We start from the raw sequence: 16,541 nt of genomic DNA, 5'->3' as shown, positions 1-16,541 counted from the left end.
ATGGCCCGTACCGCCCGCAATGCCCGTACCGCCGCCCGTACTCTCTCGTCCCGGCGCACCACCCACCGCCTGGCCGCCGACGCCGGACTCCTGGTGGTGGCCGCGGCGTTCGTGCTCCCGCTGGCCTGGGTCATCCTGTCCTCGCTGGACACCGACGCGAACCTCCAGGTGAAGCTGCCGGACGGCGTCACCCTGGGCAACTTCGACGCGGTCCTGACCCCGGAGATCACCTTCACCCCGCTGCTCAACAGCCTGCTGCTGTGCGGGGGCGGCACGGCGCTGACGGTCGCGTGCGCGGCGCTCGCCGCCTACCCGCTCTCGCGGTTCCGGTCGCGCTTCAACCGCCCGTTCCTGCTCACGATCCTTTTCGCGACGAGCCTGCCGATCACGGCGATCATGGTCCCGGTGTACGCCCTCTTCGTGCAGGTGAACCTGATCGACACCATGGAGGGGACGATCTTCTTCTTCGCCGCCTCCCAACTGCCGTTCGCCATCTGGCTGATGAAGAACTTCATGGACGGGGTCCCGAAGGAGCTGGAGGAGGCCGCCTGGACGGACGGGGCGTCGTCGCTCCAGTCGCTGCTGCGGGTGGTGCTGCCGCTGATGGGGCCGGGGGTGGCGGTGGTGACGGTGTTCTCGTTCGTGATGATGTGGGGGAACTTCTTCGTTCCTTTCATGCTGCTGCTCACGCCGGATCAGATGCCGGCCGCCGTGAGCATCAACGAGTTCTTCGGAAATCGGGGGACTGTCGTGTACGGGCAGCTGGCAGCATTTTCGATCATTTACTCGACGCCGGTGATCCTGCTCTATGTGCTGGTGGCTCGGCGGCTGGGCGGGGGGTTCGCCTTGGGCGGGGCGGTCAAGGGGTGACGGCGGGGTGGGTCCGGGTGGGCCGGGTCCGGGTCGCATCGCGTCGTCCTGCGCACCGCGTGCCGCGCACCCCGCACCCCGCACCGCGTGCCGCGCACCGCGCATCGCGCATCGGCCGCAGCGTCGGGATTGAGCCGCGCCGCACCTCCCTCGTCCGATCCGCCGACCCGTCATCCGTTGACGTACTCGTTTTCGACACCCGCCCGCACGACCGACCCCCGCTCCACCCCCTCCGCGCCCGGCACCGCGAGCCGCCAGAAGATCGGCGACAGAAAGCGCTCGCGAATATGCCCCCTGACCTTGCCGTTCACCGAGGGTCACCGACCGTCACCACCCTCCGCCCCCGGCTCAGCCCCCTTCCGACGGCACCCGAACCGGCACCCCGCCCACCCCGCAAACGATCTCCCCCGTCGACGAACCCGTCAGTAGCCGTAGTTTCATACAATCCGTAATCCTGGCCGAACAGACCGTAGTCAAGCCACCCGGTCCGTCCTACGTTGTGCCGGTGCGCCGACCCCAAGCCCAACCGAACCAGCCCAACCGCTCCAGCCGCCGAACCCCACCCACGCCCCCCTTCAACGCCCCCGCCGCCCGCAGACTCCGCGCCGCCCTCAACATGGGGCCCGAGCACGTCGCCTACGGCATGCGCGCCTCGTACGGCCTGCCCTACGTCACCCAGGACCTCGTCGTCGCCTGGGAACGCGAGATCGCCGCCCCCGACAGCAGCGAGCTCACCGCCCTCGCGGGCGTGCTGTGGTGCTCGCCCAGTGAGCTGCTCGGCAAGCCGCGGACGCTGCGCGAGCACCGCATCGCCCGGGGCCTCGCGCCCGAGGACGTGGCACGCACCGTCGGGCACGAACTCGTGGCATACCTCCGCATGGAGGAGAACGACGACTGGGAGGGCACCGACCGCCAGTCCGCCGCCCTCGCCGACATCCTCGGCCTGACGGTCCCGGACTTCATCACCGTCACCGGCCGTGACACCAAGCTCGCCGAGCTGCTGCGCAGTGCCGTGACGACGCGCTGGCAGGCGTACGTACGCCCGGTCGGCAAGATGGTGCCCCTGGACCGGCGTCTCCTGGAGGACGCCCTTCAGGAGCTGCACCAGAACTACCAGGGGCAGATGACCGCCACGCTCAGCTGGGGCGGCGGGGGCAGTGAGTCCAGCGCGGCCGGCCGCGCGTTCCTGGACCGGATCGTGGACCACTTCTGGGCGACGGTCGGGGGTGCCACCGCCTGAACCGGCCGACGCTTCAGTGGTCGTTCTCCAGGTGCAGCTTCAGCAGGTCGATCCCGTAGTCGTTGCCGTTCGGCGTCCGGATGATCGTGTGGATGTGCTGCTGGGTCGGGGTGCCACCCGGGCCGCCCATACCCCCGCCCCCGCCCCCGCCGTCGCTGGACTTGTTGCCGTACGCCAACGGCGACTGGGCGTCGTACTCGATCAGCACCACCGGGCTGTGCACCCGGTAGTAGAACGCGGAGCTGTCCTTCGTCTCGCCGATCCAGTGGAAGTACGTGGCGTCATCTTCACCTCGGCGTGCGCGTCGGCCATGTTGCCGACGTACACCCGGACCAGATCCAGCAGCGCCGCCCGCTGCATCCCGGTGAACTCGGCGGCGGCGAGATCCTCTCGCCCTGGTACGTCGCCGACGTCGGCTCCGAGCCCATGAACGTCGGCGTCATGACGACCTGGTCGCCCAGGACGAAGTAGTTGATCGCCAGGTGGTGGCCCTCGGTGAGGGTCTCGCGGCCGCCGCCGCTGTACTCGCCCAGGTACGCGTTCAGCTTCATGATGGTGCGGGACCGGGTGAGCCCGTCGGCGGACAGGGCCGCGCCGAGCAGCGCGAAGCCGAGGTCGCGCCGCTCGTCGGTGGGGTCACCCATGCGGACGCCCTTGCGCTCGTAGCCGTCGACGTTGCTCCACGCCGGCCACTCGTCGTCCTGGACGTCGTACTGCGCGGACCGCTTCTCCTTGGCGGAGAGGCCGTCCAGGAAGGCCTGCGCGGCCGGCTGCTCCAGCGCCTCCCCAGACTCCTCCGGCTCGGCCGCCTCGCCGGCCGGCGCCGCACCCTCGGGCGCCCCCTCCGGAATGCCCGGCGGCGGGGGCATGGGCCCGGGCGCCTCCGAGGTCAAGTACGCCGACTTCGTGGGCGTCACCACGAACGGCCAGGTCCAGGACGACCTGTACGCCGTCCACTCCACCGGCGTCTCCACGGACGCGCTCGTCAAGGCCGCGCCGGTCATGGTCGCCACCGCGGCGGCACCGCCGAGCAGCAGCGACCTGTTCATGAACCAGCGCCGGGTGCGCTCCGCCTCGGCGGTGCGTGGTCTGTGGTGATGTCCGGGTCCGTGCATGGACACCACCGTCCATGGCCGACCTGAAGCACCTCTGGGGCAAACCTGTGAATCGAACCGGTGGATCGCCGGACCGTGGAACGGCCGGTGGAACCGGGCCTAGGGGATGTTTCAAGTCCCCCTAGAACACCGACTCCGCCTCGTCCATCCGGTCCTTCGGCACCGTCTTCAGCTCGGTCACGGCCTCCGCCAGCGGCACCATCACGATGTCGGTCCCGCGCAGCCCGGTCATCCTGCCGAAGTCGCCCCGGTGCGCGGCCTCCACCGCGTGCCAGCCGAAGCGGGTGGCGAGGACACGGTCGTACGCGGTGGGTACGCCGCCGCGCTGGACGTGGCCGAGGATGACCGGCTTGGCCTCCTTGCCGAGGCGGCGCTCCAGTTCGAAGGCGAGGGCCGTGCCGATGCCCTGGAAGCGCTCGTGGCCGTACTGGTCGATCGCGCCCTTGCCGTAGTCCATGCTGCCCTCGGCGGGGTGGGCGCCCTCGGCGACGCAGATCACCGCGAACTTCTTGCCGCGCGCGAAGCGCTCCTCGACCATCTTCACCAGGTCGGCGGGGTCGAAGGGGCGCTCGGGCAGGCAGATGCCGTGCGCGCCGGCGGCCATGCCGGACTCCAGGGCGATCCAGCCCGCGTGGCGGCCCATGACCTCCACGACCATCACGCGCTGGTGCGACTCGGCCGTGGTCTTCAGTCGGTCCATGGCCTCGGTGGCGACGCCGACCGCCGTGTCGAAGCCGAACGTCCGGTCCGTCGAGGAGATGTCGTTGTCGATGGTCTTCGGGACCCCCACCACCGGCAGGCCGGCGTCCGACAGCATGCGGGCCGCCGTCAGGGTGCCCTCGCCGCCGATCGGGATCAGCGCGTCGATGCCGAAGTCGCGTGCGATGTCGGCGGCGTTCTGGCACGCCTCGCGCAGCCGGTCGCGCTCCAGCCGGGACGAGCCCAGGATCGTGCCGCCGCGGGCCAGGATGCCGCTGACCGCCTCCAGGTCCAGACTGCGGTAGTGGCCGTCCAGCAGGCCGGAGTAGCCGTCCTCGAAACCGATCACCTCGTCGCCGTACTGCGCGACGGCGCGGTGCACGACCGACCGGATCACGGCGTTCAGGCCCGGGCAGTCGCCGCCTGCGGTGAGAACTCCGATACGCATCGTGCTGTGTCTCCTGCTCGCTGTTGATACCGGTGAGCCAATCCGATTGTTTCACGTCCCCGAGGGCGATGTCGCTCCCGTACTGACGGGCGCCTTATCCACCGCCAAGGGTATTGTCAAGAGGGTTTCGCTCACCTCACTGGGCGATTTTGCGACCCCCAACGACGGACGCCAGACGAAACGGAGAGCACGCGTGACGCGCAGCGTGTACGTGACCGGTATCGACCGCGGCGACGGCCGCCAGGTAGTCGAACTCGGAGTGATGGAACTCCTGACCCGGCAGGTCGACCGGGTGGGGGTGTTCCGGCCGCTGGTCCACCACGTCCCCGACCGCCTGTTCGAGTTGCTGCGCTCCCGTTATCGCCTCTCCCAGGACCCGGCGACCGTCTACGGCATGGACTACCACGAGGCGTCCGCCCTCCAGGCCGAGCGGGGGACGGACGAGCTGGTGTCCACGCTCGTCGACCGGTTCCACGCCGTCGCCCGCGACTACGAGTTCGTGCTCGTCCTCGGCACCGACTACGCCGACACCCAGCTCCCGGACGAGCTGTCCCTCAACGCCCGGCTCGCCAACGAGTTCGGCGCGAGCGTGATACCCGTCGTGGGCGGGCGGGGGCAGGCCGCCGAGTCGGTGCTCGCCGAGACGCGCAACGCGTACCGGGCGTACGAGAACCTGGGCTGTGACGTGCTCGCCATGATCACCAACCGGGTCGCCCGGGACGACCGGGACGAGATCGCCGAGCGGCTTTCGTCGCGGCTGCCGGTGCCCTGTCACGTCGTCCCGGACGAGCCCGCGCTGGCCGCGCCGACCGTCTCGCAGATCGCCCAGTCCCTGGACGCGAAGGTCCTGCTCGGCGACGACTCGGGGCTCGCGCGCGACGCCCTCGGCTTCGTCTTCGGCGGCGCGATGCTGCCGAACTTCCTGACCGCCCTGACCCCGGGCTGCCTGGTCGTCACCCCGGGCGACCGCGCCGACCTGGTCGTCGGCTCGCTGGCCGCGCACAGCGCCGGCACCCCGCCGATCGCGGGCGTGCTGCTCACCCTGGACGAGCACCCCGGCGACGAGGTCCTCACCCTCGCCGCCCGCCTCGCGCCGGGCACCCCGGTGCTCTCGGTGCCGGGCTACAGCTTCCCCACCGCCGAGCAACTCTTCTCCCTGGAGGGGAAGTTGAGCGCGGTCACCCCGCGCAAGGCGGAGACCGCCCTCGGCCTGTTCGAGCGGTACGTCGACACCGGCGACCTGCTGAAGCGGCTCTCGGCACCGAGCAGCGACCGGGTCACGCCGATGATGTTCGAGCACAAGCTGCTGGAGCGGGCCCGCTCGAACATGCGCCGCATCGTGCTGCCCGAGGGCACCGAGCCGCGCGTGCTGCACGCCGCCGAGGTGCTGCTGCGCCGCAACGTCTGCGACCTCACGCTCCTGGGCCCGGTCGACCGGATCCGCAAGCAGGCCGCAGACCTCGGGATCGACCTGGGCGACTGTCAGCTCATCGACCCCGCGACCAGCGAACTGCGTGACACGTTCGCCGAGAAGTACGCCCGGCTCCGGGCCCACAAGGGGGTCACGGTGGAGCTGGCGTACGACGTCGTCTCGGACGTGAACTACTTCGGCACGCTGATGGTGCAGGAGGGCCTCGCGGACGGCATGGTGTCGGGTTCGGTCCACTCGACGGCCGCGACCATCCGGCCCGCCTTCGAGATCATCAAGACCAAGCCGGACGCCGACATCGTCTCCTCGGTCTTCTTCATGTGCCTCGCCGACAAGGTCCTCGTCTACGGCGACTGCGCCGTGAACCCCGACCCGAACGCCGTGCAGCTGGCCGACATCGCCATCCAGTCGGCGGCCACCGCCGAGCAGTTCGGCGTGGAGGCGAGGATCGCGATGCTGTCGTACTCGACGGGTACGTCCGGTTCGGGCGCCGACGTCGACAAGGTGCGCGAGGCGACCGAGCTGGTGCGCGAGCGGCGGCCCGACCTGAAGACCGAAGGGCCGATCCAGTACGACGCGGCCGTCGAGCCGTCGGTCGCGGCGACCAAGCTCCCGGAGTCCGATGTCGCCGGCCAGGCCAGCGTGCTGATCTTCCCGGACCTCAACACCGGCAACAACACCTACAAGGCCGTGCAGCGCTCCGCGGGCGCCATCGCCGTCGGCCCGGTGCTGCAGGGTCTGCGCAAGCCGGTCAACGACCTGTCCCGGGGCGCGCTCGTCCAGGACATCGTCAACACCGTCGCCATCACGGCGATCCAGGCCCAGTCCCCCGCCCTGTCCCCCAACGAGAAGGCCACCGCCCAGTGAGCTCGTCCCGCGTCCTCGTCCTCAACTCCGGCTCCTCGTCGGTGAAGTACCAGCTGCTCGACATGCGCGACAGCAGCCGGCTGGCCATGGGCCTCGTCGAGCGCATCGGCGAGGAGACCTCCCGGCTCAGGCACACCCCGCTGGCGGGCGGCGGCGAGAGCCGCGAGTGGACCGGGCCCATCGCCGACCACGAGGCCGCCCTGAAGGCCGTGTCGACGGAGCTCGCCAAGGACGGCCTCGGTCTGGACTCGCCCGAGCTGGCCGCGATCGGCCACCGGGTGGTGCACGGCGGCAAGCGGTTCACCGAGCCGACCGTCATCGACGACGCCGTACTCGCCGAGATCGAGCGGCTGATCCCGGTGGCCCCGCTGCACAACCCGGCGAACCTCACCGGCATCCGCACGGCCCGGGCGCTGCGCCCGGACCTGCCCCAGGTCGCCGTCTTCGACACCGCGTTCCACACGACGATGCCGGAGTCGGCCGCCCGCTACGCCATCGACGTCGAGACCGCCGACGCGCACCGGATCCGCCGGTACGGCTTCCACGGCACCTCGCACGCTTACGTCTCCCGGGCCACCGCGAAGCTGCTGGGCAAGGCGCCCGAGGACGTGAACGTCATCGTGCTGCACCTGGGCAACGGGGCGTCCGCGTCGGCCGTACGGGGCGGTCGCTGCGTGGACACCTCCATGGGGCTGACGCCTTTGGAGGGGCTCGTGATGGGTACGCGCTCCGGTGACACCGATCCCGCCGTCATCTTCCATTTGGCGCGTGTTGGCGAAATGTCCATCGAGGAAATCGACACTCTTCTCAACAAGAAGAGCGGATTGATCGGCCTGTGCGGCGACAACGACATGCGGGAGATCCGCCGGCGGGTCGACGAGGGTGACGAGCGGGCCCAATTGGCCTTCGACATCTACATTCACCGACTGAAGAAGTACATCGGCGCCTATTACGCGGTGCTCGGCAGGGTGGACGCGATCGCTTTCACGGCCGGGGTCGGCGAGAACGCGGCGCCGGTGCGGGAAGCCGCCGTGGCGGGCCTGGAACAGCTGGGCCTCGCGGTGGACGCCGAACTGAACGCCGTACGCGCCGCCGGGCCGCGGCTGATCTCGCCGGCGGGCACGCGGGTCGCGGTCGCCGTGGTTCCGACGGATGAAGAACTGGAGATCGCGACGCAGACCTACGCACTGGTCGGCGGTATCGATATGCGGCTCCGCCGCGTGGCCACCAAAACGGGCGAGTAACACGGCTGAGCAAAGCGCAGCTCATTTGTATCTTCCGCCAGACGGAATATTCCGTAGCGAAACAAACCGATAGGATCGTCCCATGCGCCGTTCGAAAATCGTTTGTACTCTCGGCCCCGCGGTCGACTCCCATGAGCAACTCGTCTCGCTGATCGAGGCCGGCATGAATGTGGCCCGCTTCAACTTCAGCCACGGCACCCACGAAGACCACCAGGGGCGGTACGAGCGCCTGCGGGCCGCCGCCAAGGAGACCGGGCGGGCCATCGGTGTGCTCGCCGACCTCCAGGGCCCCAAGATCCGCCTGGAGACCTTCGCCGAGGGCCCGGTGGAGCTGGAGCGCGGTGACGAGTTCGTCATCACGACCGAGGACGTCCCGGGTGACAAGCAGATCTGCGGGACCACCTACAAGGGCCTGCCGGGCGACGTCTCGCGCGGCGACCAGATCCTCATCAACGACGGCAACGTCGAGCTGAAGGTCCTGGACGTCGAGGGCCCCCGGGTGAAGACGATCGTCATCGAGGGCGGTGTCGTCTCCGACCACAAGGGCATCAACCTGCCCGGCGCGGCTGTGAACGTGCCGGCGCTGTCCGAGAAGGACGTCGAGGACCTCCGCTTCGCGCTGCGCATGGGCTGCGACATGGTCGCGCTGTCCTTCGTCCGGGACGCCCACGACGTGCAGGACGTCCACAAGGTGATGGATGAGGAGGGCCGCCGCGTCCCCGTCATCGCCAAGGTGGAGAAGCCGCAGGCGGTGGCGAACATGGAGGACGTCGTGATGGCGTTCGACGCCGTGATGGTCGCCCGTGGTGACCTCGCCGTCGAATACCCGCTCGAGAAGGTCCCGATGGTGCAGAAGCGGCTCATCGAGCTGTGCCGCCGTAACGCCAAGCCGGTGATCGTGGCGACCCAGATGATGGAGTCGATGATCACCAACTCGCGTCCGACCCGCGCCGAGGCCTCCGACGTGGCCAACGCGATCCTGGACGGCGCCGACGCGGTCATGCTCTCCGCCGAGTCGAGCGTGGGCGCGTACCCGATCGAGACCGTCCGGACGATGTCGAAGATCGTCGCCGCGGCCGAGCAGGAACTGCTGAGCAAGGGCCTGCAGCCGCTGGTCCCCGGCAAGAAGCCCCGTACGCAGGGTGGTTCGGTGGCCCGTGCCGCCTGCGAGATCGCCGACTTCCTCGGCGGCAAGGGCCTGGTGGCCTTCACCCAGTCCGGTGACACCGCCCGCCGGCTGAGCCGCTATCGCGCCGCCCAGCAGATCATCGCGTTCACCACGGACGAGTCCACCCGCAACCAGATGACGCTCAGCTGGGGCGTGGAGCCGCACGTCGTGCCGTTCGTCAACAGCACCGACGAGATGGTCGACCTGGTGGACCAGGAGATCGTCAAGCTCGGTCTCTTCAACGAGGGCGACATCGTGGTCATCACCGCCGGCTCCCCGCCCGGCGTCCCCGGCACCACCAACATGGTCCGCGTCCACCACCTCGGCGGCGGCGCGCGGGACTGACCGCACGAGCCGCCGCAAGGCTCCTGTACGGCGCTGAGGGCGCCCCCTGGTTCCAGGGGGCGCCCTCAGTTTTTCGCGGCTCCCGAACGGGCTTGTGCGGGCGTCCGGTCGGGACGCCCCGGGGACGTCCCGGAGACGTCCCGGAGACGTCCCGGCTCAGTCGGTGACGAAGTTGTGCAGGCCGGGCACGTGCAGGGTGCCGCCGAACTGGCCGGCCTGGGTGACCTTCACCTTGGTGAAGTAGATCAGCGGGATGTTCAGCGGCGGCGGGTGCTCCGGGTCGAACGTGACCGGGATCAGGCCGAGCAGGTTCCCGGAGATGCTCTCCGTGTACATCACTGTCTTGCCGTCGCGGATCGTGGACGTCGAGCCCGCGGCCGCCTGCACGTGGTAGGTCTTGCCGGACTGTTCGTCCTTCACCGTCTGGTGCAGGTCGCCGATGTCGGTGCCGTCGGAGATGACGTACTTCAGCACCTTCTTCGTGGTGCCGTTGGCCGTCTTCACTTCGACGATGCCCTGGTAGTCGGCGCCCTTCAGCAGCAGCGAGCTGGCGTTCAGGTACCACGGGTCGTCGGGCAGCGGCACGGGGTTGTCGACGCCGCCCTCCTCGTCCGTGGCGGCCGGGCAGTTCTCCGGGTCCGTGGTGGAGCTCGCGGAGGGGCTCGGCGTGGCGGTGGCCTCCTCGGCCGCCTCCTGGGCCGCCTCGGTGGTGTCCTTCACCGTGTCGGACGCCTTGCCGGTGGCGCCCTCGACGGTGTCCTTCACCGTGTCGGTGACCTTCTCGGCGGTGTCCTTGACGGGGTCGGAGGACTCGGAGGTGTCCGTACCGGAGTCGGAGGAGCCGTCGGACGCCTCCTCGCTCGCGCTCGCGGAGGGCGTCGGCGTCGGGCTCGCGGTCTCCTCGGAGGCGTTGCCGCCCGTGAAGACGTCCTCGATGGCGTTGCCGATGTTCTCCAGCAGGTTGCCGCCGCTCTCGGACGGCGAGGGGGACGCCGTGGCGGTGTCGCCGGACTGGGCCTCGCCCGACTTGCTCGGGGAAGGCGTCGGCGTGGGCTCGGCCGCGTCGTCGGAACCTGAATCCGACGAGGAGGAGTCGCCCGCGGAGTCCGAGGAACCGCCGGTACCCGAAGAGTCCGAAGAACCCGAGGAGTCGGAGGAGTCCTCGCCCGCGGACGCCGACGGGGTCGGCTCGGCCGTCTCGTCCTGGTCCGTGGACTCACTGGCGCTCGGGGACGGGGACGCGGAGGCGCCGTCCTCCAGAGCCGCCACGCACTCCTTGTACTCGTCCGCCGTGAGGCTGTTGGACGTCGGCTTGGTGGCGTTGTCGCTGTCGGCCTGCGCGAGTGTGGGCGTGAACCCCATTCCCATGAGGACGGCGGTGGGCATCGCCGCCAGGGCTATCGCCTTGCCGGCCGGCATGTGGAACCTGGTGAACAGCGGCTTCTTGGGTGCCGCGTGTCGCGGCCCGGTTCTCACACGGGACTTGTCCACCTCAGTCCCGTGGGTCACCTCGTCAGCCGGCACTGTGCCTCCCGTTCGCCCCGTTCGCCGGGCTCGTTCCTGACAGATCGTTCGACGTGCCCCACGCGTCCGCGTCCTGGACGGGCTTGAGGACCGTGGTGTCGGGGTCCGCGCCCTCAGGAGCGCCACCGGTTCCGGTCATCTCCAGCTGCGACTCCGGCTCGGGCGGCGCGCCCGGCACCCATGACACGGCCATCGCCCCGCCGATGAGGGCGAAGAGGAAGCCGATGAGGAAGCCACCGAGGTTGGACAGCGGGATGGAGACGAGCGCCAGCAGGATCGCCGCGACACCCGCGAAGGTGCGGACGTGCTTCTGGAACCACAGAGTGAAGCCCAGGACGACGAGCAGCACACCGATGATCAGGGAGCTGGAGCCCCCCGCGGTCTGCATCGCCAGCGTCAGGTGACCGATCTGGAGGTTCGCGTACGGGAAGTAGGCGATCGGGAGTCCGCCGAACATGACGAACAGACCGGCCCAGAACGGCCTCGTGCCCCGCCAGGCGCGGAAGTTCCGCCGAAAGACCCGGAGGTAGTGCTCGTCATGACCGGGCGCGGCAGGAGTCTCGGCGCTCATCGAAAACAGCTCCCTGGTACGGCGTTGCTGTGATGGTGGTGCGGTGGTGGTGGGTTGTGGTGCCTGTGACCACATGTGAAGAAAGCGGGCGGAGAGTGGACGGGCGGGGGCGCCATCGGCTCCCCCGCCCGTCAGAGAGTGCTTAGTAGCACTCCTTGACACCCGTCGACAGCGACATCTTCAGACCGCTGAGCTTGAAGGTTCCGGCGGTGGTCGCCCACGCCGTCTGCTTCACGCCGACCAGCGTGGCCTTATCGGCCTGCTGGGCGAACCCGAAGGGGTTGGCCTGCTCGCCGCCGCCCTTCATGCCCGGACCCTTGCTGGCGTCCTTGGCGGCCACACCGATGTCGATGTTCTCGAACGTCGCGTCGGCCTGCAGGTCGGCGACGTCGATGTACAGGTTCTTGGCCTCGACCGGCTTGTTCGGGTCTTCGCCCGCCCGCAGGATCAGGCTGACGCTCCCGAGGATCGGGACGTCGGGGGTGACCACGGACTGGCACAGGCTGTTGATCGTCGCGGACTTGAAGCCCGAGACGGCGACGGGGTGAACCGTCTTCTTGCCGGAGAGCGTGTAGCCCTCGTCAAGAGCGCCGTACTGCGAGAAACCCGTACCGACCAGCTTGTCGGTCGTGACCTTGAACGACTGGCCGGAAACACTGAACGACGCGGCGAGAGCGCCCTGCGCGAGGGCGACACCTATCGCAGCCGTGGCGGCGACGCTGGGCACCATGACCACAGCGAACCGCTTCCATCTGGTCCCGCCACGCACCTGGGACTCCATATTTCCTCCTTCTCGGACGTACATCTCCTGGCCCTGGATGCCACCGTCAGCTCGACGGCTCAACCGGGCAGGGATGGGAGAAGTGCTACGTCCTCGGGAAGGAGAGCGCCCGCGCTCGGTGGCGCGTACCGCGCCCGAACAACCGGCGATCACCCCCGAGCGACAACCACTGGTCGCGCCTGACACGCATCACGCACAACCTTGCTGGACAGGCTTCGCCGGATGGACGAAGACCCCCCTGCCCAAGAACCGGCGCCACTGCCGCCGGCTCTGCTCGGTGGGGACCCAGGAACTCCCGCGACCCAACCGGCTGTCGGGGTACGGGAATGGACCGAGCGTGGCCGATCGTGGTGCATTCTCGCCGCCCGCACAAGGGGCTTCGTTACTCGGTAGTAACGGCCGGATAACCGAACAACGACCCGCCGGTCTCGGACAGCGACGCAGGGTGGTGCCCAGTGGCCGGACAAGTCCAGTAATCACCGGACAGAATCCGACAGAACGACGCCTGCGACTTACCCGCAGTAACTGCGGCCGCGATTACCAAGATTTGGTAAAGCGCGGCCGCATTGATGCTCTGTCAGCAAATCTTTCACTCCGGCAACACGTGCCGATGCGTTTAGTGACTGGTCAGAACGGGGCCGCCGCCCCGCCCGAAGCCCCGGTCAGAACAGCGCACGCGCCAACGCCCGGCGCGCCGCCGCCACCCGCGGATCCTCGGCGCCGACGACCTCGAACAGCTCCAGCAAGCGAACCCTTACGGCATCCCGGTCGTCACCCACCGTGCGCTGCACGGTGTCGATGAGCCGTCCGAAGGCGTCCTCGACATGTCCGCCCACCAGGTCCAGGTCGGCGGCGGCGATCTGTGCCTGCGCGTCGGCCGGCTTGTCGGCGGCGTCCTTGCGCACCTGCTGCGGGTCGACCCCCTGCACCCGCTGGAGCAACTCGGCCTGGGCGAGCCCGAGTGTGGCCTCCATGTTCGCCGGGTCCTCGGCCAGCACGTTCTTGTACGCCTGGACGGCACCGGCCAAGTCCCCCGCGTCCAGGGCCTGCACGGCGGCTTCGAGCAACGCGTCGTACGGGCCGACCGGCTCGGCGGGAGCGGTCTGGGCGCCGCCGGGCTCGGCGTCGGGGTCGACGGTGAGGCCGGTGAGACCGAACCGCTGCTCGGCTACGGTGACGAGCTGGTCCAGCGTCTCGCGGATCTGCGCCTCACCGGCCGCCCCCTGGAAGAGCGGCAGCGCCTGACCGGCGACGACGGCGAAGACAGCGGGGATCCCCTGCACGCCGAACTGCTGCATCAGCATCTGGTTGGCGTCGACGTCGATCCTGGCGAGGAGGAACCGCCCGTCGTACTCGACGGCGAGGCGCTCCAGCACCGGGCTCAGCTGCTTGCAGGGCTGGCACCACTCGGCCCAGAAGTCGATGACGACGGGCACCTCGGCGGACCGCTGGAGGACGTCCCGCTCGAACCCCGCCTCATCGACATCGATGACGAGGTCGGCGGGCGACACGGCCCCTCCCCCGCCCTGCCGGGCGGCCTCTGCACGCGCCTGCTCCGCCTTCGCCTTGGCCTCCTGGGCCGCCTTCACCGCGGCGAGGTCGACGACTCCGCTCATGGACATGTTCCGTGGCTGCATGCGTCTATCCTCCCCCGTCCGGCGCGCACTGTGAAAAGCGGTGTGAAAGCCGGGCTCGCCCGGCCATGATTTCGACGCCGGGTCCCCACCCCACGTCAGTGGTCGTCGCTTTCGCTACGAGTCGTAGCGTAATGGCATCGAGTGCCTCTCGGACACCACCCCCCGGTGATCTCCCTCACGACCTCACACAATCCCCCGATATCACGGCGATATGGTCGGGGCATGCAGAGCCGCACCCCCGCCACCCGCCCCGGCCGCCCGCGCAGCGCGGCCGCGGCCACGGCGATCCTGGCGGCGACGCGGGAGGCTCTGGTCGAACTGGGCTGGTCCAAGCTCACCCTGGGAGACGTGGCCGCGCGCGCGGGGGTTGCGAAAACGACCATTTATCGCCGGTGGCCTGGCAAGAACGAGCTGGTCGTCGACGCGGTGGCGGAGCTCTTCGACGAACTGGAACTCCCCGACCGGGGCTCCCTGGCCGCCGACATCGAGGGTGTGGTCCTGCAGTTCGCGACGATCCTGGACCGCCCCGAGGCCAGGAGCGGCCTGATGGCGGCGGTGGCGGAGTCGACGCGGGACGAGGCGCTGCGGGAACGCATCCGTGAGTCGATCGTCGAGCGCCAGAAACGCCTGGTCCTCCAGGGCCGCACCCGCGCCCAGGCACGTGGCGAGCTGCCCCCCGAGTCCGGCCCCGCGGACGCCGCCCGCACGGTCGACCTCATCTTCGACGTCGTCGCCGGCGCGGTGGTGCACCGCACGCTGGTCAGCGGCCGCCCGGCGGACGAGGAGTGGGTACGCGGCTTCACCCAGGTACTGCTGCTGGGCCTGAGTGGTGCGGCCGCGCACCCTGTCGATCCCTGAGAGGCCCGAGAGGCCCGAGAGGAAGGGACCTCAGAAGCCCGCCGGCTCCGTGTACACCCCCCACTCGTCCCGCAGCACCCCGCAGATCTCACCGAGGGTCGCCTCGGCGCGGACCGCATCCAGCATCGGCTCGATCATGTTGGCGCCGGTCCGGGCGGCGGACAGCATCGCGTCGAGGGCCGTCCGGACCGCCGACTCGTCCCGCGCCGTGCGGCGCTCGGAGAGCACCCGTACCTGCTCGCGCTCCACCTCGTGGCTCACCCGCAGGATCTCCAGGTCGCCGGTGACGGAACCGGTGTGGGCGTTGACGCCCACGACCCGCTTGTCACCCTTCTCCAGCGACTGCTGGTACCGGAACGCCGACTCCGCGATCTCCCCGGTGAACCAGCCGTCCTCGATCCCGCGCAGGATGCCGGAGGTGATCGGCCCGATCGGGTGCTGCCCGTCCGGGTGTGCCCGCAGGCCCCGTTCCTTTATCTGCTCGAAGATCTTCTCGGCGTCCGCCTCGATCCGGTCGGTCAGCTGCTCGACGTACCAGGCACCGCCCAGCGGATCGGCCACGTTGGCGACGCCGGTCTCCTCCATGAGGACCTGCTGGGTGCGCAGGGCGATCTCGGCGGCCTGCTCGGAGGGGAGAGCGAGGGTCTCGTCGAGGGCGTTGGTGTGCAGCGAGTTGGTCCCGCCGAGGACGGCCGCGAGCGCCTCCACGGCCGTACGGACGACGTTGTTGTACGGCTGCTGCGCGGTCAGCGAGACACCGGCGGTCTGGGTGTGGAAGCGCAGCCACTGGGCCTTGTCGGTCTGCGCGCCGTACACGTCCCGCATCCAGCGCGCCCAGATCCGGCGGGCGGCCCGGAACTTGGCGATCTCCTCGAAGAAATCGACGTGCGCGTCGAAGAAGAAGGACAGGCCGGGGGCGAACACGTCCACGTCCAGCCCGCGCGACAGGCCCAGCTCGACGTACCCGAAGCCGTCGGCGAGGGTGTACGCCAGCTCCTGCGCGGCCGTCGCCCCGGCCTCGCGGATGTGGTAGCCGGAGACGGACAGCGGCTTGTAGGCGGGGATGCCGGCCGCGCAGTACTCCATGAGGTCGCCGATGAGGCGCAGGTGCGGCTCGGGCTGGAAGAGCCACTCCTTCTGGGCGATGTACTCCTTGAAGATGTCGGTCTGGAGGGTGCCGTTGAGCACGCCCGGGTCGACGCCCTGGCGCTCCGCCGCCACCAGGTACATGCAGAAGACGGGGACGGCGGGACCGCTGATGGTCATGGACGTCGTCACGTCGCCCAGCGGGATGTCCTGGAACAGGACCTCCATGTCGGCGGCCGAGTCGATGGCGACACCGCAGTGCCCGACCTCGCCCAGCGAGCGGGAGTCGTCGGAGTCGCGGCCCATGAGCGTCGGCATGTCGAAGGCGACCGAGAGTCCGCCGCCGCCGTTGCGGAGGATCATCTTGTAGCGCTCGTTGGTCTGCTCGGCGTTCCCGAACCCGGCGAACTGCCGGATGGTCCACGTCCGCCCCCGGTAGCCGGTCGGATACAGCCCGCGCGTGAAGGGGTACTCCCCGGGCCACCCGATCCGCTCGAAGCCCTCGTACCTGTCTCCCGGCAGGGGCCCGTACACCGGCTCCACGGGATCCCCGGAGAGCGTGGTGAAATCCGCCGTGCGCTTGCGCGCGGCGTCGTACCGGGCCTGCCAGCGACGGCGGCCCTCCTCGATGGCGTCAGCGTCCATACCTTTGAATTTAC

16 protein-coding genes are annotated in these 16,541 nt (G+C 69.7%); 7 read left to right on the top strand and 9 right to left on the bottom strand.

The window, feature by feature from the left end:
- The gene (locus ABIE67_RS31890) at positions 1–870 is read left to right on the top strand and encodes a carbohydrate ABC transporter permease (protein ID WP_370264835.1); all 870 of its coding nucleotides are present in this window, start codon (positions 1–3) and stop codon (positions 868–870) included.
- Positions 871–1,040: 170 nt separating this feature from the next.
- On the opposite strand, the gene ABIE67_RS31885 is transcribed toward ABIE67_RS31890, so the two are convergent.
- A complete protein-coding gene (locus tag ABIE67_RS31885; protein WP_370264833.1) occupies positions 1,041–1,181 on the bottom strand; it encodes a hypothetical protein in 141 nt (46 codons plus the stop codon).
- Between the two features lie 194 nt (positions 1,182–1,375).
- On the opposite strand from ABIE67_RS31885, the gene ABIE67_RS31880 reads away from it, so the two are divergent.
- Complete coding sequence (locus ABIE67_RS31880; protein ID WP_370264832.1) at positions 1,376–2,110, top strand: helix-turn-helix domain-containing protein; 735 nt, start codon at positions 1,376–1,378, stop codon at positions 2,108–2,110.
- A 13-nt stretch (positions 2,111–2,123) separates the two neighbouring features.
- Here ABIE67_RS31880 and ABIE67_RS31875 read toward each other — a convergent pair whose 3' ends face one another.
- Both ABIE67_RS31875 and ABIE67_RS31870 read right to left on the bottom strand, forming a co-directional pair.
- Positions 2,124–2,372 (bottom strand): DUF3500 domain-containing protein, encoded by a 249-nt coding sequence (locus ABIE67_RS31875; protein ID WP_370269134.1) that lies wholly within the window; start codon positions 2,370–2,372, stop codon positions 2,124–2,126.
- Between the two features lie 25 nt (positions 2,373–2,397).
- On the bottom strand, positions 2,398–2,979 hold the full coding sequence (locus tag ABIE67_RS31870) for a DUF3500 domain-containing protein (protein WP_370264831.1): 582 nt from the start codon (positions 2,977–2,979) through the stop codon (positions 2,398–2,400).
- On the opposite strand from ABIE67_RS31870, the gene ABIE67_RS31865 reads away from it, so the two are divergent.
- On the top strand, positions 2,978–3,208 hold the full coding sequence (locus tag ABIE67_RS31865; RefSeq protein WP_370264830.1) for a hypothetical protein: 231 nt from the start codon (positions 2,978–2,980) through the stop codon (positions 3,206–3,208). The two genes, ABIE67_RS31870 and ABIE67_RS31865, sit on opposite strands and share 2 nt — an antisense overlap.
- A gap of 138 nt (positions 3,209–3,346) precedes the next feature.
- Here the strand turns inward: ABIE67_RS31865 and ABIE67_RS31860 are convergent, their stop codons facing one another.
- A complete protein-coding gene (locus ABIE67_RS31860; RefSeq protein ID WP_370264829.1) occupies positions 3,347–4,372 on the bottom strand; it encodes an ATP-dependent 6-phosphofructokinase in 1,026 nt (341 codons plus the stop codon).
- Between the two features lie 193 nt (positions 4,373–4,565).
- On the opposite strand from ABIE67_RS31860, the gene pta reads away from it, so the two are divergent.
- The 3 genes from pta to pyk all read left to right on the top strand — a co-directional run bounded on the left by pta (position 4,566) and on the right by pyk (position 9,425).
- Positions 4,566–6,668: a phosphate acetyltransferase gene (gene pta / locus ABIE67_RS31855; RefSeq protein WP_370264828.1), complete on the top strand. Its 2,103-nt coding sequence runs from the start codon at positions 4,566–4,568 to the stop codon at positions 6,666–6,668.
- Positions 6,665–7,912, top strand: a complete 1,248-nt coding sequence (locus tag ABIE67_RS31850; RefSeq protein WP_370264827.1) for an acetate kinase — start codon at positions 6,665–6,667, stop codon at positions 7,910–7,912. The genes pta and ABIE67_RS31850 overlap by 4 nt, the downstream gene beginning before the upstream one ends.
- Positions 7,913–7,994: 82 nt before the next feature.
- Positions 7,995–9,425 (top strand): pyruvate kinase, encoded by a 1,431-nt coding sequence (pyk, locus tag ABIE67_RS31845; RefSeq protein WP_048582882.1) that lies wholly within the window; start codon positions 7,995–7,997, stop codon positions 9,423–9,425.
- 156 nt (positions 9,426–9,581) lie between these two features.
- On the opposite strand, the gene ABIE67_RS31840 is transcribed toward pyk, so the two are convergent.
- From ABIE67_RS31840 to ABIE67_RS31825, 4 genes are all read right to left on the bottom strand, one after another.
- Complete coding sequence (locus tag ABIE67_RS31840) at positions 9,582–10,949, bottom strand: hypothetical protein (protein ID WP_370264826.1); 1,368 nt, start codon at positions 10,947–10,949, stop codon at positions 9,582–9,584.
- Positions 10,939–11,520: a DUF6114 domain-containing protein gene (locus ABIE67_RS31835; RefSeq protein ID WP_370264825.1), complete on the bottom strand. Its 582-nt coding sequence runs from the start codon at positions 11,518–11,520 to the stop codon at positions 10,939–10,941. Before ABIE67_RS31835 ends, ABIE67_RS31840 begins: the two co-directional genes overlap by 11 nt.
- A gap of 142 nt (positions 11,521–11,662) precedes the next feature.
- On the bottom strand, positions 11,663–12,301 hold the full coding sequence (locus ABIE67_RS31830; protein ID WP_048582886.1) for a DUF6230 family protein: 639 nt from the start codon (positions 12,299–12,301) through the stop codon (positions 11,663–11,665).
- Between the two features lie 662 nt (positions 12,302–12,963).
- Positions 12,964–13,938 carry a tetratricopeptide repeat protein gene (locus ABIE67_RS31825; protein WP_370264824.1) on the bottom strand — a complete coding sequence of 325 codons (975 nt, stop codon included), beginning with the start codon at positions 13,936–13,938 and terminating at the stop codon, positions 12,964–12,966.
- Positions 13,939–14,160: 222 nt separating this feature from the next.
- Between ABIE67_RS31825 and ABIE67_RS31820 the strand changes: the two genes are divergently transcribed.
- Complete coding sequence (locus ABIE67_RS31820; protein ID WP_370264823.1) at positions 14,161–14,796, top strand: TetR/AcrR family transcriptional regulator; 636 nt, start codon at positions 14,161–14,163, stop codon at positions 14,794–14,796.
- A 30-nt stretch (positions 14,797–14,826) separates the two neighbouring features.
- Here the strand turns inward: ABIE67_RS31820 and ABIE67_RS31815 are convergent, their stop codons facing one another.
- Positions 14,827–16,527, bottom strand: coding sequence for a methylmalonyl-CoA mutase (locus tag ABIE67_RS31815; protein WP_370264821.1), 1,701 nt, complete (start codon positions 16,525–16,527; stop codon positions 14,827–14,829).
- Positions 16,528–16,541: the final 14 nt, after the last annotated feature.

Origin of the sequence: Streptomyces sp. V4I8, from assembly GCF_041261225.1 — a bacterium.
Classification (GTDB): domain Bacteria; phylum Actinomycetota; class Actinomycetes; order Streptomycetales; family Streptomycetaceae; genus Streptomyces.
This window is presented reverse-complemented; position numbering and strand designations above follow the sequence as displayed.